Source organism: Bifidobacterium scaligerum, assembly GCF_002802865.1.
In the GTDB taxonomy this organism is placed as follows: Bacteria; Actinomycetota; Actinomycetes; order Actinomycetales; family Bifidobacteriaceae; genus Bifidobacterium; species Bifidobacterium scaligerum.
The window spans coordinates 174019-197460 of the sequence record NZ_PGLQ01000002.1; the positions used below are offsets into that span (position 1 = coordinate 174019).

Annotated in this window: 12 protein-coding genes, 2 pseudogenes and 1 riboswitch; of the genes and pseudogenes, 6 read left to right on the plus strand and 8 right to left on the minus strand. The window is 59.0% G+C overall.

Annotation, left to right across the window (positions count from 1 at the left end):
* Nucleotides 1-19: 19 nt before the first annotated feature.
* The 3 genes from CUU80_RS03920 to ppgK all read right to left on the minus strand — a co-directional run bounded on the left by CUU80_RS03920 (nucleotide 20) and on the right by ppgK (nucleotide 3061).
* Entirely contained in the window at nucleotides 20-823 is an 804-nt protein-coding gene (locus CUU80_RS03920) for an ATP-binding cassette domain-containing protein (RefSeq protein ID WP_100496378.1), read from the minus strand.
* Between the two features lie 29 nt (nucleotides 824-852).
* Nucleotides 853-2025: a pyridoxal phosphate-dependent aminotransferase gene (locus CUU80_RS03925; protein ID WP_165775823.1), complete on the minus strand. Its 1173-nt coding sequence runs from the start codon at nucleotides 2023-2025 to the stop codon at nucleotides 853-855.
* A gap of 268 nt (nucleotides 2026-2293) precedes the next feature.
* Entirely contained in the window at nucleotides 2294-3061 is a 768-nt protein-coding gene (gene ppgK, locus CUU80_RS03930) for a polyphosphate--glucose phosphotransferase (protein WP_100496071.1), read from the minus strand.
* A 243-nt stretch (nucleotides 3062-3304) separates the two neighbouring features.
* Between ppgK and CUU80_RS03935 the strand changes: the two genes are divergently transcribed.
* The gene (locus CUU80_RS03935; RefSeq protein WP_100496072.1) at nucleotides 3305-4090 is read left to right on the plus strand and encodes a nitroreductase family protein; all 786 of its coding nucleotides are present in this window, start codon (nucleotides 3305-3307) and stop codon (nucleotides 4088-4090) included.
* 276 nt (nucleotides 4091-4366) lie between these two features.
* Here CUU80_RS03935 and CUU80_RS03940 read toward each other — a convergent pair whose 3' ends face one another.
* The 5 genes and pseudogenes from CUU80_RS03940 to CUU80_RS03960 form a co-directional block, all read right to left on the minus strand.
* Nucleotides 4367-5380 (minus strand): glycosyltransferase family 2 protein, encoded by a 1014-nt coding sequence (locus tag CUU80_RS03940; protein ID WP_100496073.1) that lies wholly within the window; start codon nucleotides 5378-5380, stop codon nucleotides 4367-4369.
* A 52-nt stretch (nucleotides 5381-5432) separates the two neighbouring features.
* Nucleotides 5433-6200 carry a cell surface protein gene (locus tag CUU80_RS03945; RefSeq protein WP_100496074.1) on the minus strand — a complete coding sequence of 256 codons (768 nt, stop codon included), beginning with the start codon at nucleotides 6198-6200 and terminating at the stop codon, nucleotides 5433-5435.
* 162 nt (nucleotides 6201-6362) lie between these two features.
* Nucleotides 6363-7193, minus strand: a pseudogene (locus CUU80_RS03950) (class C sortase); the annotation flags it as partial.
* Nucleotides 7194-7265: 72 nt separating this feature from the next.
* Nucleotides 7266-9047 (minus strand): SpaH/EbpB family LPXTG-anchored major pilin, encoded by a 1782-nt coding sequence (locus CUU80_RS03955; RefSeq protein ID WP_100496076.1) that lies wholly within the window; start codon nucleotides 9045-9047, stop codon nucleotides 7266-7268.
* 107 nt (nucleotides 9048-9154) lie between these two features.
* Nucleotides 9155-17428, minus strand: a complete 8274-nt coding sequence (locus CUU80_RS03960; RefSeq protein ID WP_341476118.1) for a cell surface protein — start codon at nucleotides 17426-17428, stop codon at nucleotides 9155-9157.
* A 646-nt stretch (nucleotides 17429-18074) separates the two neighbouring features.
* Nucleotides 18075-18227: riboswitch (FMN riboswitch) on the plus strand.
* Between the two features lie 6 nt (nucleotides 18228-18233).
* Here CUU80_RS03960 and CUU80_RS03965 point away from each other — a divergent pair.
* The 5 genes and pseudogenes from CUU80_RS03965 to CUU80_RS03985 all read left to right on the plus strand — a co-directional run bounded on the left by CUU80_RS03965 (nucleotide 18234) and on the right by CUU80_RS03985 (nucleotide 23433).
* On the plus strand, nucleotides 18234-18881 hold the full coding sequence (locus CUU80_RS03965) for an ECF transporter S component (protein ID WP_100496077.1): 648 nt from the start codon (nucleotides 18234-18236) through the stop codon (nucleotides 18879-18881).
* 251 nt (nucleotides 18882-19132) lie between these two features.
* Entirely contained in the window at nucleotides 19133-21427 is a 2295-nt protein-coding gene (locus CUU80_RS03970; protein WP_100496078.1) for an energy-coupling factor transporter ATPase, read from the plus strand.
* Between the two features lie 75 nt (nucleotides 21428-21502).
* Nucleotides 21503-21808, plus strand: a complete 306-nt coding sequence (locus CUU80_RS03975) for a YhbY family RNA-binding protein (protein ID WP_100496079.1) — start codon at nucleotides 21503-21505, stop codon at nucleotides 21806-21808.
* 293 nt (nucleotides 21809-22101) lie between these two features.
* A pseudogene (locus CUU80_RS10620) lies at nucleotides 22102-22643 on the plus strand (TM2 domain-containing protein); the annotation flags it as partial.
* A gap of 370 nt (nucleotides 22644-23013) precedes the next feature.
* On the plus strand, nucleotides 23014-23433 hold the full coding sequence (locus CUU80_RS03985) for a glycerophosphodiester phosphodiesterase (RefSeq protein ID WP_100496080.1): 420 nt from the start codon (nucleotides 23014-23016) through the stop codon (nucleotides 23431-23433).
* Nucleotides 23434-23442: the final 9 nt, after the last annotated feature.

The following is a 23442-nucleotide window of genomic DNA, read 5'->3' on the forward strand; positions in this document are numbered from 1 at the left end:
GTTGCATCAGTCGAACAACTTACTTTGCCGACGTTTCCGCCGACGACATCTCCTCGTACTTCCGGCGAATCAGGTTTTCGTAATAGGTCACGGCTTCATTCGGAGTCCCGTCGAACACGATGCGATGATCGTCAAGAACCAGCGTACGGTCGATGGCGTATTCGCTACGGCGAATCATATCGGTATCGTGCGTGGCGAAAATCACCTGCTTGTCGTAACTGAACAATGCGCGGGCCACATGCGCGGTACCGATCTCGTCAAGTCCTTTGCTCGGCTCATCGGCCACTATCGTGCTCGGGGCGAAGCTCAGCGCGGCGGCGATGGCCAGCAGATGCCGTTTCTCGGAGTCAAGTTCGCTGGCTTTGGCGCGAGCCACCTGAGCCAGGTCGAAATGCGCGAATAGGTTGCCTATGCGCGCATGACGTTCCCCTTCGGCAATCTTATGCTTCTTCAACGCTTCGGAGACGGCTTCACTGATGTTCTCGGCACGGTAGAAATTGTTCGGGATCTCCTCGCGCCGAACCTTGCCTACCAAATCCTCGATGCGCTTGGCGTCCTTCTTGACGCTGGGATCAAGCCGCTCCTCGCCGCCGGAAATGGTTACGATGCCGGAAGTGGCTTTCAGCGAGCCGTCCACAAGACCGAGCAGCGTGGATTTGCCGGCTCCGTTAAGACCGATGATGGCCACGCGCCGCTCGGTGATGGTCAATGATGTGGGTGCGAGACCTACATGCCCGTCATCATAGGTGTGCCCTGCTTGGTCGAGCGTGAAGGCCAAGGATGCCGGACGTGGCAGCTCTTTGGACTTGAAGAAGAATCCCATGCGGCCCATTGTATCCCCGCACGCTTTCCCTAAGCACCTAACTGTGCGGCGACTTCCTCCAGAACCGCCCTCACATTATGCTCGAACTCCTCCGGTTCAGGCAGCAGGGAGATCGCCAAATAGCCATTGGCGGTCATATCGAAGAAGTAGCCGGGCTGACCGCTGATCCGATGATGCTCGATAAGGCCCAGGATCAGATCGTTCTCATCGATAACCGACGGCACACGAAGCAGCACGTTCCAGCCGCCTTCCGCACGCAGCACACTCACCAGACCGTTGGGATCGGCGGCGAGCAACTCATGCAAACGTGTCAGATTGCCACGTACGCGTGCGGCGGTACGTGCGGTCTGCCCGGGTGCCGCTGCCAGCAGATCGGGAATCATCGCGGCGATGATGTCGCTCATCGGCAGATAGTCGTCGGCGATAACATCCAGCCGGCGTTTCGCTTCGGCCACGTCTTCGGCCGGGCCGGATACCTGAATCCAGCCGACTTTGGCGTGCGGCGCGGCGAGCATTTTGGAGAACCCGTCCAGAGCGAAGGTGAGTACATCTTGCTCGCCAGCGAGCCGCGCGTTGCCGGGGAATGGTTCGAGACTGTAGTCGTAAAACACTTCGTCCGCGATCAGGGCGATGCCGTGGCTTTGGCACAGACGTACCAGAGCCTCGCGTTCGGAAGGTTTGACGTATGAGCCGGACGGATTGTTGGGGTTGATTACTATCAGGGCGCGGATTCGCGCACCTTCCGCACTGTTCAGCAGGTCGGCGATGGCGGCGGTGTCGATGAACCAGGAACCGTCGAACTGAAGCTGGTATTCGACCGTTTCCACGCCTTCAAGCCGTGCGATGGATTCGATCAGCGGATATCCCGGTTTGGGTGCCAGTACGGCGTCACCGGGATCGCACAGCAGTTTGATTAACCACGAATAGGCCTCGGATGTGGAGCTCAGCAGATACAGGTCGGATGCATCGATTGTGTGGGCGTCCGTGCTGAGGAATGAGGCCAAAGCCTTGCGCGCACCGTGAGGTCCGCGCGGGTCGGCGGTGTAGATGCTCGGTACCAGCGCCGGAGCCAAACCGTGGCGCGTAGGGTTGGAGTCGTTGAGCTTGCCAAGTGCGATGCCGTCCGCCTTGGCCTGTGCTTCGGCTGCGGCGATGGGATTCGGGGCGCTGATGTCAACGCGGGAGGAAAAATGCACGGTCATAATCCTCCACGATAGAACCTGCCATTCCCGGCCGACGCGTTCCGGAGTTCGTCCGTATGCATATCCGCATGCATATCCGCATGCATATCCGTATGCATATCGAGCTAGGACGACAACGCCAGCGTCCCGGCAATACTCCCGATGAGACGGCATCGGCAGCCGTCAACGATATGCGTAGCACAAGCAAAAAGCTCCCCTTGACGTCAAGGGGAGCCTCGATAGACAATGCGCTTAGTACAGTTGCATCAGAGTTTCAGTATTGCCGCGATCACTGCTGCTTGGTGCTGGCGTAGTAGGCGGCACCAACGATGCCAGCCTGATTGCGCAGCGTTGCCGGCACGATCGGCGTCTTGATATCCACGTACGGCAGGAACTTCTCGCTCATACGGCTCACGCCGCCGCCGACCGTGAACAGGTCCGGGTTGAAGTACTTCTCCATCAAACCGTAGTACTTGGTCAGACGCTTGGCCCACTTCTTGTAGCCCAGTTCCTTCTGCTCGCGAATGGCGGAGGAGGCGTACTTTTCGGCATCCAGATGCTTCTCGTCAAGAATGATGTGGCCGAGCTCGGTGTTCGGAATCAGCACGCCGTCATAGATCAGCGCGGTGCCGATGCCGGTGCCCAACGTAGTGGCGATGACCAGACCCTTCTGTCCCTTGGCGGCACCGTACTGCACTTCGGCGAGACCTGCGGCATCGGCGTCATTGACCACTACGACAGGACGGCCGCATGCTTCGGAGAACACTTCGGTAACGTCCACGCCGATCCAAGACTGGTCAAGATTGGCCATGAAGTCAAGCTTCTGGCCGGGCTTGATCGGAGCCGGGAAAGCGATGCCCACCGGCGCGGATTCCGGCACTTCGAAGTGGTCGAGCTGCTGCTTGACCACAGCCGCCACGGCCTGCGGGGTGGAAACCTCCGGGGTCAGAATCTTCAAGCGAGGTGCGGCGAAATCACCCTTGACCAGGTCGACCGGCGCGGCCTTAATGCCGGAACCACCGATATCCACGCCAAAAGCCTGAGCAGTTTCAATCATCGTTGACCTTTCCTTTCCCAACTTATTGAAGGATTGACTGGTGCCCCTAGTGTAACGCCGTGCAGCAAGCGACACCAAAGTTCGAGCCCACATGTTGCAACCGTGTGCAAGCAGCTATAAGCGAATCCCATGCAAAAAGCCATACGGAATACAGCAGGGACGTGCGGAAATGTGACAGAGCACACGAGACGCAAATCGCGCGGCGTACCGGTCAAATCACTTCGTCGCGCGATAATGGGAGCCATGGCAGAACATACACAACTCATTGATGCAATCAACATCCGTACCGCCGTGCGCGCCTACGACAACGAGCCGATCGACGATGATACGGCCCGTCAACTGGAGATGACGCTCCAGCCGTTGAATCTGATCGCCGATCTCAATATCCAACTGGTGCGCGATCAGCCGAAGGTGTTCGCCGAGGCCAATGCCTCCGGTCATCTGACGAATGCAGCGAATTATCTGGCCATCGTCGGCCCGAAAAACGATGACGAGGCCAAGGAACGTGCCGGCTTCTATGCCGAGCGCGCGGTATTGGCCGCCACGTTGCGCGGCTTGGGCACGCTGTGGGTGGCCGGTTCCTGGGATCGCGCCGAAGCCGCCCGCCACTGCCGCGTGACCGGCGCTCAGGAGCTGTATCTTGGCGTGGTCATCGGACACCCGGAGAACCATCTGGAGTATCAGGCCAAGTCATACGAGGAGCTCGTCGAAGCGCAGCGTACGCATCGATCCACCAAGACGTTCGAGCAGTTCACCGCCGGCATGCAGCAGGATGAGCGCGATGCCGCTCCGGCCTGGTTCAAGTCGGGCGTCGAAGCTGCGATGAAGGCACCGAGCGCCATGAATCGCCAGCCGGTGCTCTTCACGTACAATGCCGCGGACGATACCGCAGCCGCACATATCGATCCTGCCGCGGGAGACGAGCACTGGGCGCTCAACGACCTGGGCATCGCCAAACTGCATTTCCAGATCGGTGCCGGCCAAGGCCAGTGGGCCTGGGGCGACGGTGGCCTGTTCATCCATAAGTGACGGCTACCGCTCAGCAACAATTCCCGCGAATATGTACCACTGACCAACACTGAGCGGTACATATTCGCGAAAGGTGGATATCACCTTTGAGAGATAGGCGACGCGATAGATATTCCTTTTGGAAGCGATAGATATTTCTTTTCAATATGTATCGCTTCCTTCGCGAATATGTACCACTGACCGCCGCTAAGTGGTACATATTCGCGAAAGGTAGGCGACGCCTAGGGACTCCTCTACTGGGGGACTCCGCTATTGGGGATGCCGTCAGGAGATCCGCTACTGAAGCGGCGGCATGGGCTTCCAGTTGGGATCGTGCATCAGCTTGCGCGAATCCCACCAGCCCTTGGCGATTTTGACCACGCCGGTGCGCACATGCTCGCGGTCCACCATCACCAGTCGAATCAGCTCCTTGGCGGCCGTCAGCGCGGTGCCGAGCGCGAACAATGCGGGACGGAAATCACCGTATGTCATGAAGTAACGGGCCATGTAGCCGCGGTTACGCATGATGTGGTAACGGTTCATATCCGACGTGGAGTTGAGCTGACGCACACCGGCGATGTCCCAGTTGCCGATCTCGCGGGTGCGGCGCAGAATCACGTCCGGCACCACAATCGGGTTGGTGACCTTGCTGGCACGATAGCCGTAGATCGTGTCATCCCAGTAGATGAAGAAGCGTGGATCGGGCAGGCCGATCTCCTTGACCACGCGACGGCTGAACAGGCCGCCCTCGAAGCACAGGGTGTCCATTACACGGTATCCGGCAGGACCAAACGCAGCCGGGGCGATCGGGTTCGGAATGCCCAGCGGCACGATGAAATCGTACTGCCAGTAGAACGGACCGCCGTCATAGTCGAATCGTGAGCCTTGAATCACCTCGTGGCGCGGCGTCCACTTGGCGAGCTTGCCGATGGCATCCGGCAGCACGGCCACATCGTCATCCATCACCCAGAACCACTGGGCACCAAGCTCATATGCCTTGGCCACACCTGCGGAGAAACCGCCGGCACCGCCCAGATTCTCGGTCTGCGGCGCGTATACCACACGGCGTTCGTTGCCGGACCGGTCGGCCACGGTGGTACCCCACTGGGCGGTCACCTTGCCGGCGAATCCAGCGACCATCTCGGCGGTCTCGGCGGAGTTCTCGTTGTCCACGATGACGATGCGCCATGGGGCCTGTTCCAGCGCCAGAATCGAATCGAACAACACTTCCAGCAACTGCTGGCGTTTGAATGTGGTGACGATCAGGGCAAGCTTCTCAATGCTGTGCTGTGCGGCGTGCTTTTCACTCATGGGTTCCATTCTAGGCACAGCCTATGCACAGCTGCGCCACGATTCGTAAGAGTCAGTTCGAACGACGACGTTTCAGGTCGAAGATGATCACCGATGCCACCGCCATGCCGATGCAGAACAGGGCCAATGCGCCGACAGCAGCACCGGTGTTGGCCGGAACGGTCGGCCTGCTCGGCTGGGTTGGATTGCTCGGCTTGTTGGGTTCGGGATTCGGATTGGGCGTCGGCGGCGTGACGGTGCCGTTGTCACTGAACTTCGGTTCCGCGGTAACCGCGAACGTCGGCGTACCGTCGCCGGTTTCCGGCACGGAAATCAGGAACGGGTCGCATCCGTATCGTTGATTCGACTCGGCGGCATTGGTGCGGGAGATCAGATACAGTCCCGCATCCAGATCAAAGAATGTGGTACGTCCGGTGGCGTCGGTGACGCCGGTCGCACTGTACAGCTGATGTTCGGTGGCGTAGGTGCCGATCTGCTTGGCCGCAGCGTTCAGCTCGGACGAGGTGAGCGTGGTCCAATCCTCGTCGAACCGTTCGAAAGCACTCACCGTGTGGAAAGAGCGGACGGTACCGTCACCGTCCAGTTCGGCGGAGGCGATGCGAACGATGGCATAGGTGTCGCCGGCAAGTGCGGATTGGTCTGCGGTATCGCGATTCCACTGTGCATCGATGGTGATGCTGCCGACGGTTGCGGCCTGCGCGGTGTGGACCGGCGCGATAACCGAGGCGAACACCATCGCGCATATCGCTGCGACAAACGCAAAGAGCATGTCGTTGCGGCGCACTGCGATGCCTCGTTGCACATGATGCGTGTCTGCCATATCTGGCTTCTCCTTTCCGCTTCTGACATTCAGTTCTTACGAAACAATGTGATGGTGAACAGTTTCGACTCCCCTGCTTCAGGGAAGCATTCATCATCGGTTGGGCACGTGAAATCGGCGGGCGACGCTCACTCACCGCGAGCTGTGCCGTGCGACGATATGCCGTTCGCTGCGCCACCGGTAGATGCGCCAACCGATGAGCAGCGTGATCAGACCGAGGGACGGCAACAGGTATTGCAGAGGAATGTCCACGTGGAACGTGGGCTTGGATTCCTCGGCTTGTTCTGGGGTGTAGGGGATGCGGTGCGCCCGCACGAGCAGTCGGTGTGTGTTCACCGCGTATGGTGTGCAGGTGATCAGGGTCACGAGGTCTTCGCCTTCTTCGATGGCAAGTTCCTTGGTATCGGTGGGCAGCACCGTGGTGATCCTATCGACCTGATACGCGTACGTGTCTTTGAGAATCTTGATGTAGAAACGGTCGCCCTTCTTCATCAGATTCAAGTCGGTGAACAGTTTGGCCGTAGGTAAACCGCGATGACCGGAGAGTGCCGCATGCGTGGTCTCGCCGCCGACCGGCAGCGAGGTGGGTTCCAAATGGCCGATGCCGGACTGCAGCACTTCTTCGGAAGTGCCGTGGTAGATCGGCATGGTTTCCTTAAGGCGAGGCACGGTGATGTAGCCCATCATGCCATCACCGTTGAGGTTCAGCAGTTTGTTGTATTCGCTGCTGGTGACCTCGGTGTTCACGGCTGCGGTCAGCGCATCCGTAGCACCTGCATTTTCGGCGGCTAGCCGTTGGTTGTAAGCGTGCGCGGCATCCAGCATCTGCTGATACTGCTCATCGGTCAACGAGTCCACGGCGGCGTCATAATTGCCGACCACGCGTGAGGCGTTGCGCATGATGAGGAAGTTGCTGATCGTCGGGTAGAACAGCACGAGCAGTCCTACGGCGATAATCAGCAGCGGCACGATGCCGCGCAGCTTGTTCTTCATGAATCTCCTGTTACAGGGTGTGCGATCTCGACTGTTCCGGCTCCCCTATCATAGGGAGCCGGAAAGCGGATCTCAGGCAGTGTGCTTGGAGGACTTACGGTTGGACTTGACGTACCAAGCCGTACCCAGAGCCACAATCAGCACGCCGAACACAGTGAACAGGACGGTGCCGATGCCACCGGTGGACGGCAGGGTCGGGTGATTACCCGTGTTCTGGTTCTGGACCGGGATGACCGGCGGCTCGCCCTTGATGGTGTGATCCTTCTTGTCACTGCCGGTGTAGACAACATTCCAAGAGGTCAGCTTGCCGGTGCCGCCGTTGGTGGTAGTGCCATCGACTTTGCCATTGTCGGTGTCATAGGTGGCGGAGATGACGACCTTGATCTTGCCAGCCAGCTTGTTGTAACCGGCCGGAGCCTGGGTCTCCGCGACCCAGTAGGTGCCGGCCTTCAGGCCGCCCACTTGGATGCGACCATACTTCGGGGTGACGAGTTCATCGGTGTAGGTAGCGGTATTGGTGCCGTCCTGCTTGTCATCGCCAGCGTACTGGGCGACGGCCTGCTTAGTGCCGTCACCCGCCTCAGTGATGTCGAACTTCAGAGCCTTGTCCGCAGCCGTGCCATTGTTGTCGGCGTACACCTTGAAGGTGGCACCACCGAGACGCTCGGAGGACTCGTTGTAGAGCTTGCCGGTGTACTTGTCGATGGTGAAGCCGAAGGTGTGCGTGCGCACTTCGCTCGGAATGGAGGTACCGGTGCCGGTGTTGGACGGGTTGTTGCTGTACTCGACCTTTGCCTCGTTGGTGTTGCCGTCCTTGCCGATAACGGCGGCGGAGTTCAGCTTGGCGGAGTACTCAACGGTGATGGTCTTGCCGGCATCGTTCTGGTGCTTGGTGCGGAAGTCAATCATGTTGATGCCGATGGAGGTGCCGTCGATGGGGTTGCCGTCGGCATCCGTATGAGAGACAGATACGGTGTAGTCGGTGCCCTTCACCAGAGTCTTGTAGGTCTTACCCTGATCAGGATTAATGCTGCCCAGAATCTTGACGACCGGTTCGAAGGTATCCTTGGTGGCCTCATTGTCGTCAGAACCGAGCAGCGTCAAACCCTTGGAGAGGGTATCAGAGAAGTTGAAGGTGTAGCCGAGGTTGTACTCATGCATGTCCGGCACCTTGGAGGTCAGCTTGTAGTCGACCTTGTCGCCGATCTTGTTCTCGGAAGCGTGCTGGTTATTCACGGTCTTGTCGACGGTCGGGAACTCGTGCTTGAGCGAGATGGACACGTTGTGGTCGGTGTCGGTGAGGTTCACGAGCAGCGCCTGATACTTGCCGTCCTGTCCGACCTGAGCATCAGCCGGGGCGATGATGTAGTAGCCGTTGGCAAGGGAATCGAAGGTGTAGGTCTTATTACCGTTGGCACCAGTGCTGGTCTTGTCAGGGGTGACATTGTTGGCTGCGGCCCACTTCTTCGCAAGGTTCGCGAAGTCGGCGCGCTGCGCCTCGGTCAGGGAGTTGATGTACTTGACCGCCTGCTGATCGACCGTCACCTTGGTACCAGTCGTATCGGTGTACTCCACGTAGTTGGTGCCCGGAGTCGTGGTGGTGTCGTCACTGGTGAAGAACGGCTTCCAAGCATCGTTCAGCTTGTAGGCCACTTCGTCGTTGTTGGTGCCAGTCACCGTGGCGGTGAACATCTGGTACAGCTTCAATTCGCCGGCGAAGCTGGTGCTGGTGTTCACCGTGATGGTACCATCGGTACCCGCCGCATTGGCGGTGAAAGTTCCCAGTCCGGCAATGCCGAACATGGTCGCAACGGCGATAATCGCTGCTGCGAACTTCTTGATCAGTGCTTTCATCACTGTTCCTTTCTCCTTATGTTTTCGTATTTTTCGGCTATGAGTCGGAAAGTACGAGATAACTGGACATTGGGTTGCCCGTCACCCGGAGGTGACGGAAATCTTGATCATTGCGAGACGTGACGTCCTCGTCTGCGGGAAGTGCCGGAACCGGAACCGTCACGCACGTACCATGCAACGCCGAGTCCGATCAGAATGAACGCCATCAAAGCGAACATCCGGGTGCCTTCGCCGCCGGTATCCGGCAACGGGAACGTGTTGGTCACCGTGGCGACGTATTCCTTGTTGTTGTTGGCGTTGCCGGTGCGCTTGGTGCCGTAGGTGACGGATGCCACATAATCGGCATCGGCAGGCGTCTTACGAATCTCCTTGCCATCATCATCGTGGGTGATGATCGCGGTTTCGGACACGGTGTACGTGTAGTAGCGCACGATGTCGTTGCCGTTCGCATCCTTGTCCACCCGGGCGACCGGAAGTCCGGTGACCTTGGTGCGCCAAGTATCCGTCCATGGCGAGGCGCCGTCCTTCGCGGTGAGTCGTACCGTCCACGGGTTGTCTTGCGGCTTTCCGGAATCGCATCCACCGTCGTAACAGGTGATCCCGTCAGGCGTTATGACATTGCCGTTCGCATCGGTATAGTGCGCGGTGATGGTCAGCTCAACGGCATCCGGACGAGTCTTGCTGCCGTAATCCCTCCACACCTTCTGCAGCGTGAGGTCCACGGTCTGGCAACCGTCTTCGCCACAGGGATCCTGACCGTCGTCGGGCTCGGGGGTGAGGCCACCGTTGTTGTCGTCCACCGCCTTGTCGAGCATGAGCACGGCCTTGGCAGGGGAAACATACGCATCCATCGCCTTCGACGTGGACATGTCCTTGTCACCGGTCTTCGGACTCCGCTTGATCGTCGCATCCTTGATGCCGACCCATGTGGCCGTTTCGTCGCCGGCCGCACCACTGGATGCGGTGGCGGAATCATAGGCGTTGATGATGTGGTAATACTCAACGTCCCAACGGTCGAGACCGGTGTTCAGCGTGCCGTCACCGGTGTCGATGACTCTGCTTGCAAACGGCTTGTCGCTATCCGCAGCACTGGGCATTGCCTCGCCGGCTGCATCATCGTGGGTGCGGTAGATACGGTAAGTGTTGTACTTGCCGTTATCATCCTTGCCGAGGATGTTGTTCTTGCTCTCGAACTTCCAATTGGACTTGAGTGTGGTCACGGCGAACGGATCGACCAGTCCGCTGGTGCCGCGGATCGTATCGGCGTAGGTCATCGAGTTGCCCTGCAGCACACCTTCGGTATTGAGGCCTGCGAAGCCGCCCGCATAACCGGTGGCGAGCTTCTCCTCACCGTTGGAGTCCTGCGTCGCTCCCCCGCCGAATACGTCGTAGCCGACGGCGATACCCTGCACCGAAGAGTTGGTCACCTTGGTGCGGTTGCCCTTGATAAGCGTGACCTTGAGGTTCGTACGCAGCTGATCCTCGTCAACGCCGCTCTCGCTGCATGGCAGTTTGACGGTCGAGTCGCCGATGGTGATGATCGCCAGGTCGGTCTGTTGCTGGTTTTCGGTACTCTTCTTCGACAGGCCGACGCTGATCTTCAGTCCGAACAGGTTGACGTACAGCACATTGCCTTCCGCCAGCACCTTGAGGTCGAACACATCTTTGATAGCGGGGAACCATGATCCCAGATCGATGACGCCGAGGTTCTGCAACTGGGATGCATAGAGCAGCTTCAGCAACGCATTGACGACCTTCAGGATTACGTCAAGCAGTACCGAACTGACCTCAGTATCAACCAGGTACGCCATCGTCGTTTCACCGACGAAGCCGCCGGCGATCTCGCCGCTGGACACCTTCTTGAGGTCGGCGACAGTGGAACGGCTGACGCGCGCCAGATCGGCGTATCCGGCGAAGCCGCCGGCTACTTCGCGTCCGGTTGCCGCGTCGGTGCCGGCCGCATACTTCTCGCCCTGGTGGGATACGGCGACCGTGAAACCATTGGTGATGCCGGAAACCTTGGAATCGTCCACATGGGAGCCCCAGATATCGAGCACGCCGGCGGTCGCGCCGAGCAGTTTGCTGACCTGCGCATTATCGACGTCGAGCGTACCGGCCTTGCCGAGATGGCCGACGAAGCCGCCCGCGTAGTTGACGCCGTTCACGCTGTTGAGGTTCGTGACCGTGCCGAAATCGACGGTGCCGTTGATAAGTCCGCCGCCGAAGCCGCCGGCCGCACCGGTGTACCGCTTCGAGTCGAGGATGCCCTGCTTGCTGGCATCGTGGGCGCGGATTTGGATGCCGTCAGCCACACCGTTCACCTCCGCATGGTAGATGTACGGGCGGAACGCTTCGAGCGCGCTGATATTGCCGGCCTTGATCAGACCGAGCAACAGCTTGGCGCTCTGGTCGGAGCCGGCAGTGCCGTCAGTACCGGCCACGGACGCAACGGCGGTGGTGTCGGCCTGGCCGAAGAAGCCGCCAGCGTACTGGCCGCCTTCCACACCACGCAGACCGTCAACCTTGAGCGTATCGGTTGCTGATGTGCCACCGTTTTTGCTGCCGGCCACAACAGCCTTCATCGAACCGGCGAAACCACCGGCCGCTCGGGCGTACTTCGTCGTGCCGTCCACAGTGTATGCACCTTCGACGGTGAAGCCCCATGCGGCGGCAGACTGCTCGTCCTTGACCGAGGAGACGCTTGCGCCTCGTACGGTGGACACAGTGGCCTGCACCACCTGCGCCAAATCATTCGGCGTGGAGATCACCGCGTCAAGCAGCTTCTGCAGGATGCCTTCGGAGGCGTTCGTGTTCACTTCGGCCACACCTGCCGCGGTGATCAGGCCCGCGTAGCCGCCGACCGCGTTCGTGCCCTTGACGCGACGCAGGTTGCTCACATTGCAGCCGGTAGCCGTATAGTCCTTGTGCGTGGAGCCGATGGTCCAACGGTCGTCGGACTTGTCGGCGTCCGAGAATGTGGCGTCACCCCAGATCTGCGCGCCAGAGGCATAGCCGACATAGCCGCCGGCGAAGCCGTTCGTATGCGTGATATCGGTGCCGGTCGCCTCGACGGTCATACCGCGGCGGTAGCCGATTACGGACGAGCTCTTGACCACAGGCACGAATACGTTCAGAGCGCTCACGAGCTTGCTCAGGTTGGCTTTGATAAGGCCCAGTACGTCGATTGTGCCGAATTTCGCGGCACCGCCGGATTCCATTGAGCCGGCGAAGCCACCAGCTGCGCGCATGGCCTTGACCTGCTTGGTGTCTTGCGCCAGACCGTTGGTCACGGTGCCGGAACGCATCAGACCGACGTATCCACCGGCCACACCGCCTTGGGAAGCGTTGGCGTTCTGGTCGTAATCGGTACGGCCGGCGACCACGTTCGTACCGTAAATATAGGTGTCGATAGCCTTGTTGAGGTCATCGCGCGAACCGATTTTAAGCAGTTCAGCGAATTCCTTGCCGTACCCACCTCGCGTACCAACGGCATCAGCCCATGCCTTCCAAGTGTCGTAATCGAGGTTGCGCAAGGGTCCGGTGACCTGCGTGTTCTCATCAGTCGGGTAGGCCACGCCGAGCGCACCGAGCAGGTTGCCGACTTCGATCAAGCCGAATAGCAGACTCAGGCTGCCGGTTTCGGCGGTGTCGGCCGCCTCCATGAATCCGGTATAACCGCCGGCGAATTCAGCACCGTACACGCTGCGGATGCGGGCAGCGGATGCAGTGCGCAGGGTGCCCGTGTAATGGTTGTTGCCATCGTTCTCGCTCTTCCAGGGCGCGTTGTTCATGCCCCAGATGTGGCCGCCTTCATCGTGGCCCACGTATCCGCCGGCCATGCCGCGCAGAGCGTTCTTGTCAGATGCCGCCTGAGCGCGGACAGCGCCGCCGCAGGGCACGGCGTCAGTGGATGAGTTACGGATCGTCGGCACGAAGTCCTGCAACAGGGAGGCGAACGTACCACCGGCGCTGACGAGGCCTTTGAGAATGGTGAACGTCGAATCCTCGTTGCCGAGCACGTTGGCCACGTCGCCGGGCGCGATGCCGCCCGCATAGCCGCCGGCAGTGATCTGGCCGATGATATAGGCGAAGTTATGCGCGTTCGAATCCTGAATATGGCCGCCCATGATGCGGCCCGCGAAACCGCCGGCCTCACCGAGCGGGTTATCGGCACTGCCCGCAGTGGGAATGCCATTGCCCAGCTCGGTGTTCTTTTCGCTGGTGTCGCTGGCGATCACCGCATAGCCTGCGGCCGCGCCGGTCACGTCGGAGTGTTCGATGGTGGAGACGACGACGGAAAGCACGCTGGTCACATCGGTAAGCGTGATGCCCTTGCCGAGCAGCTGGATGCCCTTGCCCACGGATGCGGCGGAACCGATATCCATGAATCCGATGTAACCGCCGGCGTAGCGCTTGGCGGAAACCGCGTAGGCACTCTGCTTGGCATCGAAATAGGTGCTGCCGTCGGTGCCTTCGAGAGCTTTGGGCTCAGTGACCTTGGTGTAGCGCAACTGAGTCACATCACTGTGCGAGACCTGCACGCCGGAACCGTAGCCGATGTAGCCGCCGGCCGAGCCGGACGTGGAATCCGTAGCATCGATGCGATCGGTGGAGACCACAAGACCAGGATTGTTCAAATCGCTCGGATCACCACCGCTGATCTTCTCGACGGTGGATGCGTCGGAATGTACGGAAGCGTAGGAGATAAGCGGCACATATCCCTGCACGACCTGCAGCAGGCTGGAAGCGTCAACCGTACCAAGCTTGCCAAGCAGACTGATGCCGCCGTTGCCCGCAGAGACGAGCGCACCGGAGACGACCTTGCCGCCGAATCCGCCTGCATAGGCACCGCCGGTCACATGATCGATATTGACGACCGCCGCGTATCCAGCTGCGGTGACGGTTGTCTGCACAGTAGCCAACGTGGTGTCGTCAGCGAGTTCCTTGTCGGTGAACTGGTTCACTTTTCCGGACTGGAAATTGCCGGCAAAGCCGCCCGCGATATCGCCCTCGACATAGCCGCCGTTGACATAGGATACGGTCGCGTCCTTGTAGTTCGGAATCAGGTACGGCACCGCGCCAAGCAGGTCATCGACGGAAAGCAGGTTGCTGCCGACGAGTGCGTCCAACACGGGCGTCTTGCCGTCCTTGTCGCCCGCGTCGGCGTTGTCGACCGCATCCGCGAGACCGCCGGTGGTCGAGTATCCGACGAAACCACCGGCCACGCCGTCCGACTTGGTTTTGTCAGCGGTGACCGATTTGAGGCTCAGCACATGGCTTTCGCGGGTTTTGGTGGAGTTGGCCTGACCATAGAAGCCACCAGCCGCAAATCGGTTTTTGTCGCCGTCGGTCACACCGGTCGCCTTGACCGTAAAACCGCTCGCGACACCGGTGACATTCGACTTGTTCACCTCGACTGACGAGTATTGCGCTACAGACAGAAGCCCGGAGAGTTTGATCAGGTCGAGCACATTCAATCCGGTGGCACCGACCGCCGACCCCGGTCCAGAGAAGCCGATGAATCCGCCGACTTCGCCAGTGGCAGACAGGCTCGCCAGATTCGTAAGGTTCACGTTCGTCACGTCGCCGCCGGTGGCGCAGCCGATCGCACCGCCCGCGTAATAGTCGCCGGCGGAAACGGTCAGACCGTCGGCCGGACCGGTGACTTCGACGTTCTCGACAAGGAACGTGGCGAATTCGCCGAGCTTCTTCAATGTGTTGGTATCGCCGATCTGCAGCACACTGTTCAGCAGTCCGGCCACCATAACCGGCTGGAGGCTGCCGGCAATGCCGCCGGCATACGATTTCGCGGCGCTCACCTTGGCAAGTCCGGTAACTGTGGTCGTGCTGCTGGCCGGATATACACGGCGCGGATGCAACGTCGTGTCGTATTTCCAATACGACAGCTTGTTGAGGTTGGTCTCGCTGGAATCTCCGATCGTGACGCCTGAGCCAAGACCAACGATGCCACCGGCATAATCACCCTTGGATTCGACGGCAATCGCACCGTTCATTGACAGACCCACAATGGCGGACGGCTTCACACCGGCAACGGACAGGAGTTCGCCGGCGCTCGCACCGCTGCCGTCACCCAACAGGTTGGTGACCGCCTTGACGAGCTGCTTGAGCAACGATCCATTCGTGGCGTCACCGCTGCCGAGCTCCAATCCCCAACCGACGGATGCGCAACCGGTGAATCCACCGGCATATGATGTAGTTGCGGTTACCGTCGTACTACCGGTCATCGTGTCGTTGACCGCATATGAGTTGGCCATCGCGCCGGAGAAGCCGCCCGCGTAGTTCGCCGCGGTCACGGTCACACCACCGGTGGCGGTGAGTGTGCTGTTTTCGATGAGGCTCTGCGGGCGCAATGCGGACATGAGATCGACACCGAGCGAATTGAGCAATCCACCGACGTTGCCGTTGCGTGATACGCCCGCGAAGCCGCCGGCATAATCCGAAGCGAGCACGGTGAACGCGTTTTGGCTGGTCACCGACGAGTTCTCAATGATTGCACCGATCTGCGCGCCGACGAAGCCGCCGGCCTGCGGCTTGTCAGCGCTGCCGAGCGTCGTGCCTTCCTTGAAGTTCGTGACGGTGCTGTTCGAGATGACCGGATTGTAGTAGCCGACCGGAACCAGCGCGTTCAAGCCAAGCGTGCCGTTGAGCAGCCATGTCACCAAATCGCCGAGGCCGAGGAACGGGATGACGTTGAGAACCTTCGCCAGCAACTTGGCGAGAGCATCCACAATATCGGAGACCACGTCGTACCGGGTTGCGCCTTCGACGTATCCGGCGAAGCCGCCGGTCATATTGCCCACGCTGGAGACCTTGACGTCTTCCACTGCACAATTCGTGACCTTCACATCACCGTAGATGCGGCCGGCAAAAGCACCGGTTGCCAAGTTCGAGGGATTGTCCTTATGCAGGGACAGCAGATCCTGAAGATCCAGATCGACATCGACTTTGCCGAACGTGATGAGTTTCAGCGCAGTCAACAGCCCGTCGAGCAACAATCCGACGGCCGTAGTCAATGAATTCAGCAATGTTGGCGGCACATACGCTTCAGAGGCGTTGTTCGTCACCGATACATCGCTGAGTTTGACGTTTGTCACCGTCACCGTACCAGAACTGGCCAGGCTGCCACCGGACAGATTCGTGTCTGATGTAAGCGACGAGAAGAAGCCAATGCCTTGCTGCTCATTGACGTTCATCTTCGGTCCGGCCTGCTCGACCGTCACGTGCGAGATCGTCGGGCGGGCGGCAGTATCGTTCACGCTCACGCCGTCGGTGCCGAGCGTGCTCCATAGGGTACCGGCGGCGGTGTCCTTGCTCATCGCGCCGATCATCGTGCCGAGAAATCGCAGCGGACTCCAGTTCGTGTTGGCCGCATCGGCGGCATTGGAGCTCAGATCGATGTCGCGGAAGATGATGTAGTTCTCGGTGTTGGTGTATTTGAGACCGGTGTTGGGACCATAGGTCTTGTCGGTCACGTCCAGTCGATTGCCGGATGCATCCTTGACGAAATATTTGGTGCGTTTGTCGCCGACGAGGATGCCGCCGCCGTCATGGTCGCTGAATGTGCCGTTGTGCAACGTCTGATTGGAGGCGAGATCCGCGTCGCCGTCGTACGCAATCGACTCTGCCTCGCTGTCGACCCATTCAAGTTTCGGCACAATTGACGTTCCCGTGTTGGTGAGCGTCTGCTGAACTTTATAGACAGTACCGCCTGTGACCGCCTTATCGGAGCCGATGGCGCGCAACTGCTGCTCGTTGCCGATGAGGATATAGGTCTTGCCGTTGATGGTTTTGGTGACCTGACCGGCGAAGTCACGACCACCTAACGTTGCGGCTGCAGCGTTCGTAGCATTATCCGCAGCGTTACCGTCTGCGGCATCGGCATCCGAGCTGTCCGTATCACCGGCTTGCTCACCATCGGCGTTGTCTGATGCGGCGTCGCTGGACTGACTGTCGTCGTTTGCCGTATCCGTGTCAGTTCCGGCGTTTCCAGAGGCCTCGCCAGAATCCGCAGTGGAGTCAGACGAATCAGGAGTCTGATTGGCACCTGACGCGTCACCGGACTGATCGGAGTCAGTAGAACCGGCATTGCTATCTGCGCCATTGTTGTCATCAAGGATGGTTTTGGTGCTGAACGGGGTTTGGGAATCCGTGGAGAATTGATCAATCGTGCGAGTCGTTGCCGCAGTGGCATCAGCATGCGTACCAGTAGTGCGTTTCAGCGCTTCGGCCGCAGACACAACAGCGTTATCAGTGACTACGGTTCCATTGGAGATTACGGTCACACCCGAAGACGAACCGGAGACCACGGTACCGGTGGAGGTCTGTGCATATGCGGTAGGAATTGCGCTTGTCAACATCATTGCAGAGGCCACGATGCTGGCGATGACACGGACACCCTTCCAGGCATGCTTCGCCGGCTCCGTTTTCATGGAGCCCCGGGACCTACGAGAAACCGGCCCTACGCGCATTTTCTCCACCTCTCCTTACTGCGGAGTCAACGATTCGGGAAAGTGATTTATATGAATACCCCCTTACCACGACGAGCAATTAGACAAATAGGCATAAATTGCCCTTTATTACCACATGTTAACTAAACATGACATTCAGATACGTATAACGTGGGATTTGAGGTATTTCTTTATATTTTCAGCATTAACGCTGTTAATATGCACATGCTTGTTATCGCTCACAGCACAAACTTTGCACAAAATGAAACAATGCTCACACTGTAGACACGCCGAAGCGTTCGGGGGCACATACCACCTGAAATCGAGGGCGTTCCGCGCTGTGCCCGCATGCCATATATACCCATATTCAGTCAGCCACGCCGCGACAACCAACAATCCGCCGGATGCCTCGTGGGGATGTGTTGATGAGATACCTCGTTGGGCACTTCACACATGGTCTACATACAGCATTGGCTCATGCGTTGCATAGGCCCTCTCGATTTACGCTCATTATGAAACATCGCTTGCTTCAGTCCTGCATATGGCGTATGAATAAGCCTGTCAGTTTCAGGGAAGGTGCAATTCCTTACTGGCGGTAACCGGCACCCCGGGATTCATAACGGGGCAAGCAGGAAGCCCGCGACCCGCAAAAGCGGCTGATCCGGTGAAAATCCGGAGCCAACGGTTACAGTCCGGATGGAAGAAACGAGGACTCAATATGAGTGTATCTTCGCGTATCCGCATGCAATTCGTTCGTTCCGTCGCACCTGCGGCCGAGGGGGCTGCTTCCGACGCTTCCAGCACTGCCAAACTCGGCTCTCACAATACAGGTGTGGCCGATTCCGGCCGTTGGTCCACCCGGCGCATCGCCATGTACGCGCTGTTCGTGGCGTTGGCAATGGTCACCAGCTTCATCGAGTTCCCGATCACGCCCGTGACCTGGCTTAAATACGATCCTTCCGGCATCGTATGCCTGATCGCCGGCTTCGCATATGGCCCATCCGCCGCAGTCATCGTTTCCGTACTGGGCTTCGTGCCGCACATGTTCGCCGACCCGTGGGGTTCCTTGATGGCGGTGCTGGTGGCCCTGTGCCTTTCGGTTCCGGCTTCGCTGATCTACCGCAAGGTTCGTTCCCGCAAGGGCGCAGCCCTTGGCATTCTGGCCGGTGCCGTGTTGGCTATCGTTGCCGCGCTGCTCGGCAATCTGGTGGTCACCCCGATTTACGCGCATATGTCGTACGCCGCAGTCGCAGCAATGATTCTGCCGATTCTGCTGCCGTTCAATGTGGCCAAGATGGCGATTCACGCGGTGGTGACGTTCCTGATCTACAAGCCAATCTCCAACCTGCTCGCCAAGCAGCAGTGATCGTATGATCGCCGTCAGCGCGGCCGGCCGTCATACGATCACGCCGACGGCGATAACTCCGAAAAGACACTATGTATGCGGCCGAACCAAACTGCCGCGTACATAGTGTCTTTTCATGACCCCAAACCGGCGTTATGCACGCGGCATGCTGGTCCGGCCGCATACATAACGCCGAAACGTACGATACTTACAGAACTTCGAATCCAGCGCGATCCCAACGCACGCCCCACACAACAGACAGTTAAGGTATTATGCCAGCCAATCGTTCCCACTCCCCCGCCATCGCCGCCGAGCTCAACCATATTCGATTCAGCTACGACCACGGTGCAAGCTGGGCGCTGGACGATGTTTCACTGACCATTCGCGCCGGCGAACGCGTATGCCTGGTGGGCCCGAACGGTTCCGGCAAGTCCACGCTGGCCCGACTGATCGCCGGGCTCACCGCACCCGACGCCGGCGACATCACGCTGCTCGATCATCATGTCGTTGCCGACGTCACCCCGAACGCAGACGAATACCGTGCGGCACGACGCGGCATCGGCGTGGTGTTCCAAAATCCCGAAGACCAGCTGCTGACCACCGTACTTGAGGATGATGTGGCCTTCGGCCCGGAGAATCTGGGGCTCGATCGTACCGTTATCGCGACACGCATTCGGCAGAGCCTCGACGCCGTGGATATGTCGAGCGTCCGCCGCGCCGACCCCACGCGCATGAGCGGCGGGCAACAGCAGCGTGCCGCCATTGCCGGCATGCTGGCCATGAACCCTGCCATGCTGGTGTTGGACGAACCCACTGCCATGCTCGATGAAACCGCTCGCGCCGAGGTGATGCGCGTGCTGGACGCTTTGCAGCAACGCGGTACCACCATCGTGCATGTGACGCATCATCCGAATGAGACACGCCATGCCGATCGTGTGATTCACATGGAATCCGGGCACATCGCCGAAGATGCATCCGGTCAAGCCACCGCGCAGTGCCCGGAAACGGGTGTCCTCACACCGCCCCCCGCTGCGGACGATTCCTCTACCCCGCTGCCGGTTCTGTCGAACAGCAGCACGCCACAGAACAACGCTCCCATTATTCGCGTCTCGCACCTGACCTATCGGTATGCGGACGGCGAGCGCCCGGTAATCGACGATCTGTCCTTCTCGATACAGCCGGGCGAAACCGTAGCGTTGATGGGCACTAACGGCTCCGGCAAATCCACGTTGGCCCGGCTGTTATGCGCGCTGGCCAGACCGGAATCCGGCACCATTGAGGCGGCCGGCATTCCCGTGGTGCGGCCGAAGCCCGCTCATCGCAAGCAGATTGCCCAGTTGCGTCGCCGTGTGGGATACGTGATGCAGCATCCCGAGCAGCAGTTGTTCGCGGAGACGGTGGCCGAGGATGTGGCGTACGGTCCACGCAATCAGGGATTGAGCGACGCCGATGTGCAGCAACGTGTGCGCGAAGCCCTCGCGTTGCTGCACATCGAGCATCTGGCTGATCGCTCACCGTTCGACCTGTCCGGAGGACAGCAGCGGCTTGCGGCCATCGCCGGCGTGGTGGCCTGCCGGCCGGATGTGCTGGTGATGGATGAGCCCACAGCAAGTCTCGATGTACAGGCAAAGGCTCGTATTCATGAGTTGCTTCATACGCTCAAAGAGCGCGGCGTCACGATGCTTATCATCACGCACGACCGTGCAGAGGCGGAATCACTAGCCGATCGCGTCGTACGCATGCCGTCGCCGTCCGAAGCGCAGTCATCACCATCTATCCAACGCGATGCCGCACCGCAGTCCAAGACGGACCATCGTTCGCCGGTTCATCAGTTGGATCCTCGCGTGAAGATGGTTGGTTTTCTGGCTGCGATGTTTACGATGTTTGCGGTCAACACGCCCGCGCAACTCGCGACGGGTATCGCGTTCACGTTGGCGGTAATGATGGCCGGACGGCTCAATCCGATTCGTCTGCTTGCCACAATCCATCCGATTCTGGCATTGATGGCGGTAATGAGCCTATGCAATCTGGTGGTGGTGCGCACCGGCACCCCGCTATTCACATGGGGACCGCTAAGCGTGACCGATGACGGCGTGACCATTGCGGTGCTCTACACATGCAGATTCGCACTGGTCATTATTCTGGGTGCGATATTCCTGACCACCACCACGCCCACCGCCATCACTGACGCGTTCGAGGCGTTGCTGCATCCATTTGGCAGATTCGGCTTGCATACACAGGAAATCGCATTGGTGATGAGCTTGGCGCTACGTTTCATTCCTACGCTGACTGACGAGACCCGCTCCATCATCGATGCGCAGGCGGCCCGTGGCGGTTCCATCGAAACCGGCTCCCTGAGCCAGCGCATCAAGGCGATGAGTGCCATCATCGTGCCGGTATTCGCCGGAACATTGCGTCATGCCGACAATTTGTCGCTGGCGTTGGATGCGCGCTGTTATGAGGAAGGCATCGTTCGTACTCATTGGCGGGTGTTCGCGCCTTCCGCGCGCGATGCGGTGTTCGCCGTGACGGTCATCGCCTATATCGTCGCGATCGTGGTGTTGTAATGCTTCATGGCTGCAGTGCAGGTTGACGCGCCCGACGGGTATGCTGTTGGGGTTATCGAAACGTAAGGAATTTCTATGGCATTGACCAAAAAGCAAACCAAGCAGCTGCGCGCGCTGGCCAACTCCCTGAAGCCCCTGTTTTATGTGGGCAAGAATGATCTGACGGAAGCGGCCATCAATCAGGCCGATGAGACCATCGAGAAGCACGAGCTCATTAAATGCGCCGTGCAGGACGGTTCCGGCCTGACCGCCAAGGAGGCCGCCGAAGAGCTGGCCGCCCAGCTGGATGCCGAAGTGGTGCAGTCCATCGGCAATCGCTTCGTGCTCTACCGTCGCTCCCAGCGCAAGGATGTGGAGCATATCAAACTCGTGCGTGAATAAGACGACGCGCGTAGCACAGGCAGGTGTTTATGGCTTCCCCGACGGGAAGCCATTTTTTGTTTGGTCTGCCCGTGCTGTTCCTATCTTCAGCAAAACGTGAGATTATAGTGACCAGCAACGATTCGATACCGTTCGCCTAGAGAAGGGACCCAACGATGAGCGACAATCAACAACCGTACGTACCCGCCCCGGAAGGGCAGCCGCAGAACACGCAATCCAACGCCACGCCGAATACGGCGTACACCGGACAGCCGCAGAACGGATACCCCGGATATGAGGGCTACGCGGCACCGCAACAAGCCGCCTATGGACAGTCGGCAGCAGGACAGCCGGCGTATGGCGAGCCAGTAAATGGCCAGAATGCTTACGGACAGCCGGCGGCTATCAGCAGCCGCAGTACGGCGCTCAGCCAACCAATCCGTATGTGCAACCGCAGCAACCTCCATATGGCCCCGCAGGAGCATACGGCCAGCCACAATACAGCCAGCCACAGTACAATCAGCCACAATACGGCCCCCAGTATGGCCAGCCCGTCAACCCGTATACTCAGCCGTATTCGGCACCGCAATACCCTGCCGGATATGCCGCCAAATCCAAAATGGCCGCCGGATTGCTGGGCATCTTCCTTGGCTCGCTGGGCGTACACAACTTCTATCTGGGATACACCGGCAAAGCCGTCTGCCAGCTGCTGCTGACCTTGGTCGGCTGGATCATCATCGGCCTCGGCCCGATTGCAGCCGCCATCTGGGGCTTGGTGGAAGGCATTCTAATCCTGTCCAGCCAGTACGGATCGCCATGGCATAAGGATGCCAACGGTCAAGAGTTGACGGATTAATCGACCCGAACCGATAATTTCACCACGACACGCCGGTCATGGACTCAATATGACGTCCATGACCGTTTTTGTTGTCCACTTCACCATCAAATCACACATTCTCATTGTTTGATTGTTTGTTCAAATGAACACGCTTATACACAGCACAACAAATCCTCCCAACACCGTTACCGGGAGGTTAATACTTTATATTTTGGCTTTATTTCACCATTTTCAGTGTTAGGCTTAGGAACCAGTACAAGCCAATGTGCACAATATCTTTCACAAATCAGAAGATATTTGATGTGCGTTTAATTTTTGAAACGAACATCTTTGGATAGTACATCCGCGTGCAGTTCACCCTGAGCTGCATCCATGAAAGGACATCACCATGGCGGAAGCAAAAGTTATCGTCGTCGATCCCAGCATGTTCGGCAAGACTCCGGAGGCGAAAACGGCCAAGGCCAACACAGTGGCCAAAAGTTTCGGCATCAGCGATCAAGCGCTGAACGAAGTCGAGTATTTCAAGAGCCAACTGACCAATCACAACGCCTGGGATCTGCCATTCATGGGATATGTGAACGAGGATGGCTACGGCTACGCCTACGTTCCGGACGCCGCCATCACCATGAACCCGTATTGGGATGCCCACAAGGCATTCCTGGCATTGCCGGAAGATGTACAGACCGCATTCGCCATCCGCATGCTGTTCACGCACCGTCCGGTCGACCGCTACGGCGCCGCCATGTTCCTGCATTACCAGCGTGATTTCAAGGTCAATTTCGAAGGTGCCGGCGCCAACAAGTGGTGAATCGGCGAA

Excerpts from the sequence above, each read along its gene's own strand:
- CUU80_RS03920 (WP_100496378.1), bottom strand. The coding sequence starts at position 823 with ATGGGATTCTTCTTCAAGTCCAAAGAGCTGCCACGTCCGGCATCCTTG.
- CUU80_RS03925 (WP_165775823.1), bottom strand. The coding sequence starts at position 2,025 with ATGACCGTGCATTTTTCCTCCCGCGTTGACATCAGCGCCCCGAATCCC.
- ppgK (WP_100496071.1), bottom strand. The coding sequence starts at position 3,061 with ATGATTGAAACTGCTCAGGCTTTTGGCGTGGATATCGGTGGTTCCGGC.
- CUU80_RS03935 (WP_100496072.1), top strand. The coding sequence starts at position 3,305 with ATGGCAGAACATACACAACTCATTGATGCAATCAACATCCGTACCGCC.
- CUU80_RS03940 (WP_100496073.1), bottom strand. The coding sequence starts at position 5,380 with ATGAGTGAAAAGCACGCCGCACAGCACAGCATTGAGAAGCTTGCCCTG.
- CUU80_RS03945 (WP_100496074.1), bottom strand. The coding sequence starts at position 6,200 with ATGGCAGACACGCATCATGTGCAACGAGGCATCGCAGTGCGCCGCAAC.
- CUU80_RS03955 (WP_100496076.1), bottom strand. The coding sequence starts at position 9,047 with ATGAAAGCACTGATCAAGAAGTTCGCAGCAGCGATTATCGCCGTTGCG.
- CUU80_RS03960 (WP_341476118.1), bottom strand. The coding sequence starts at position 17,428 with ATGATGTTGACAAGCGCAATTCCTACCGCATATGCACAGACCTCCACC.
- CUU80_RS03965 (WP_100496077.1), top strand. The coding sequence starts at position 18,234 with ATGAGTGTATCTTCGCGTATCCGCATGCAATTCGTTCGTTCCGTCGCA.
- CUU80_RS03970 (WP_100496078.1), top strand. The coding sequence starts at position 19,133 with ATGCCAGCCAATCGTTCCCACTCCCCCGCCATCGCCGCCGAGCTCAAC.
- CUU80_RS03975 (WP_100496079.1), top strand. The coding sequence starts at position 21,503 with ATGGCATTGACCAAAAAGCAAACCAAGCAGCTGCGCGCGCTGGCCAAC.
- CUU80_RS03985 (WP_100496080.1), top strand. The coding sequence starts at position 23,014 with ATGGCGGAAGCAAAAGTTATCGTCGTCGATCCCAGCATGTTCGGCAAG.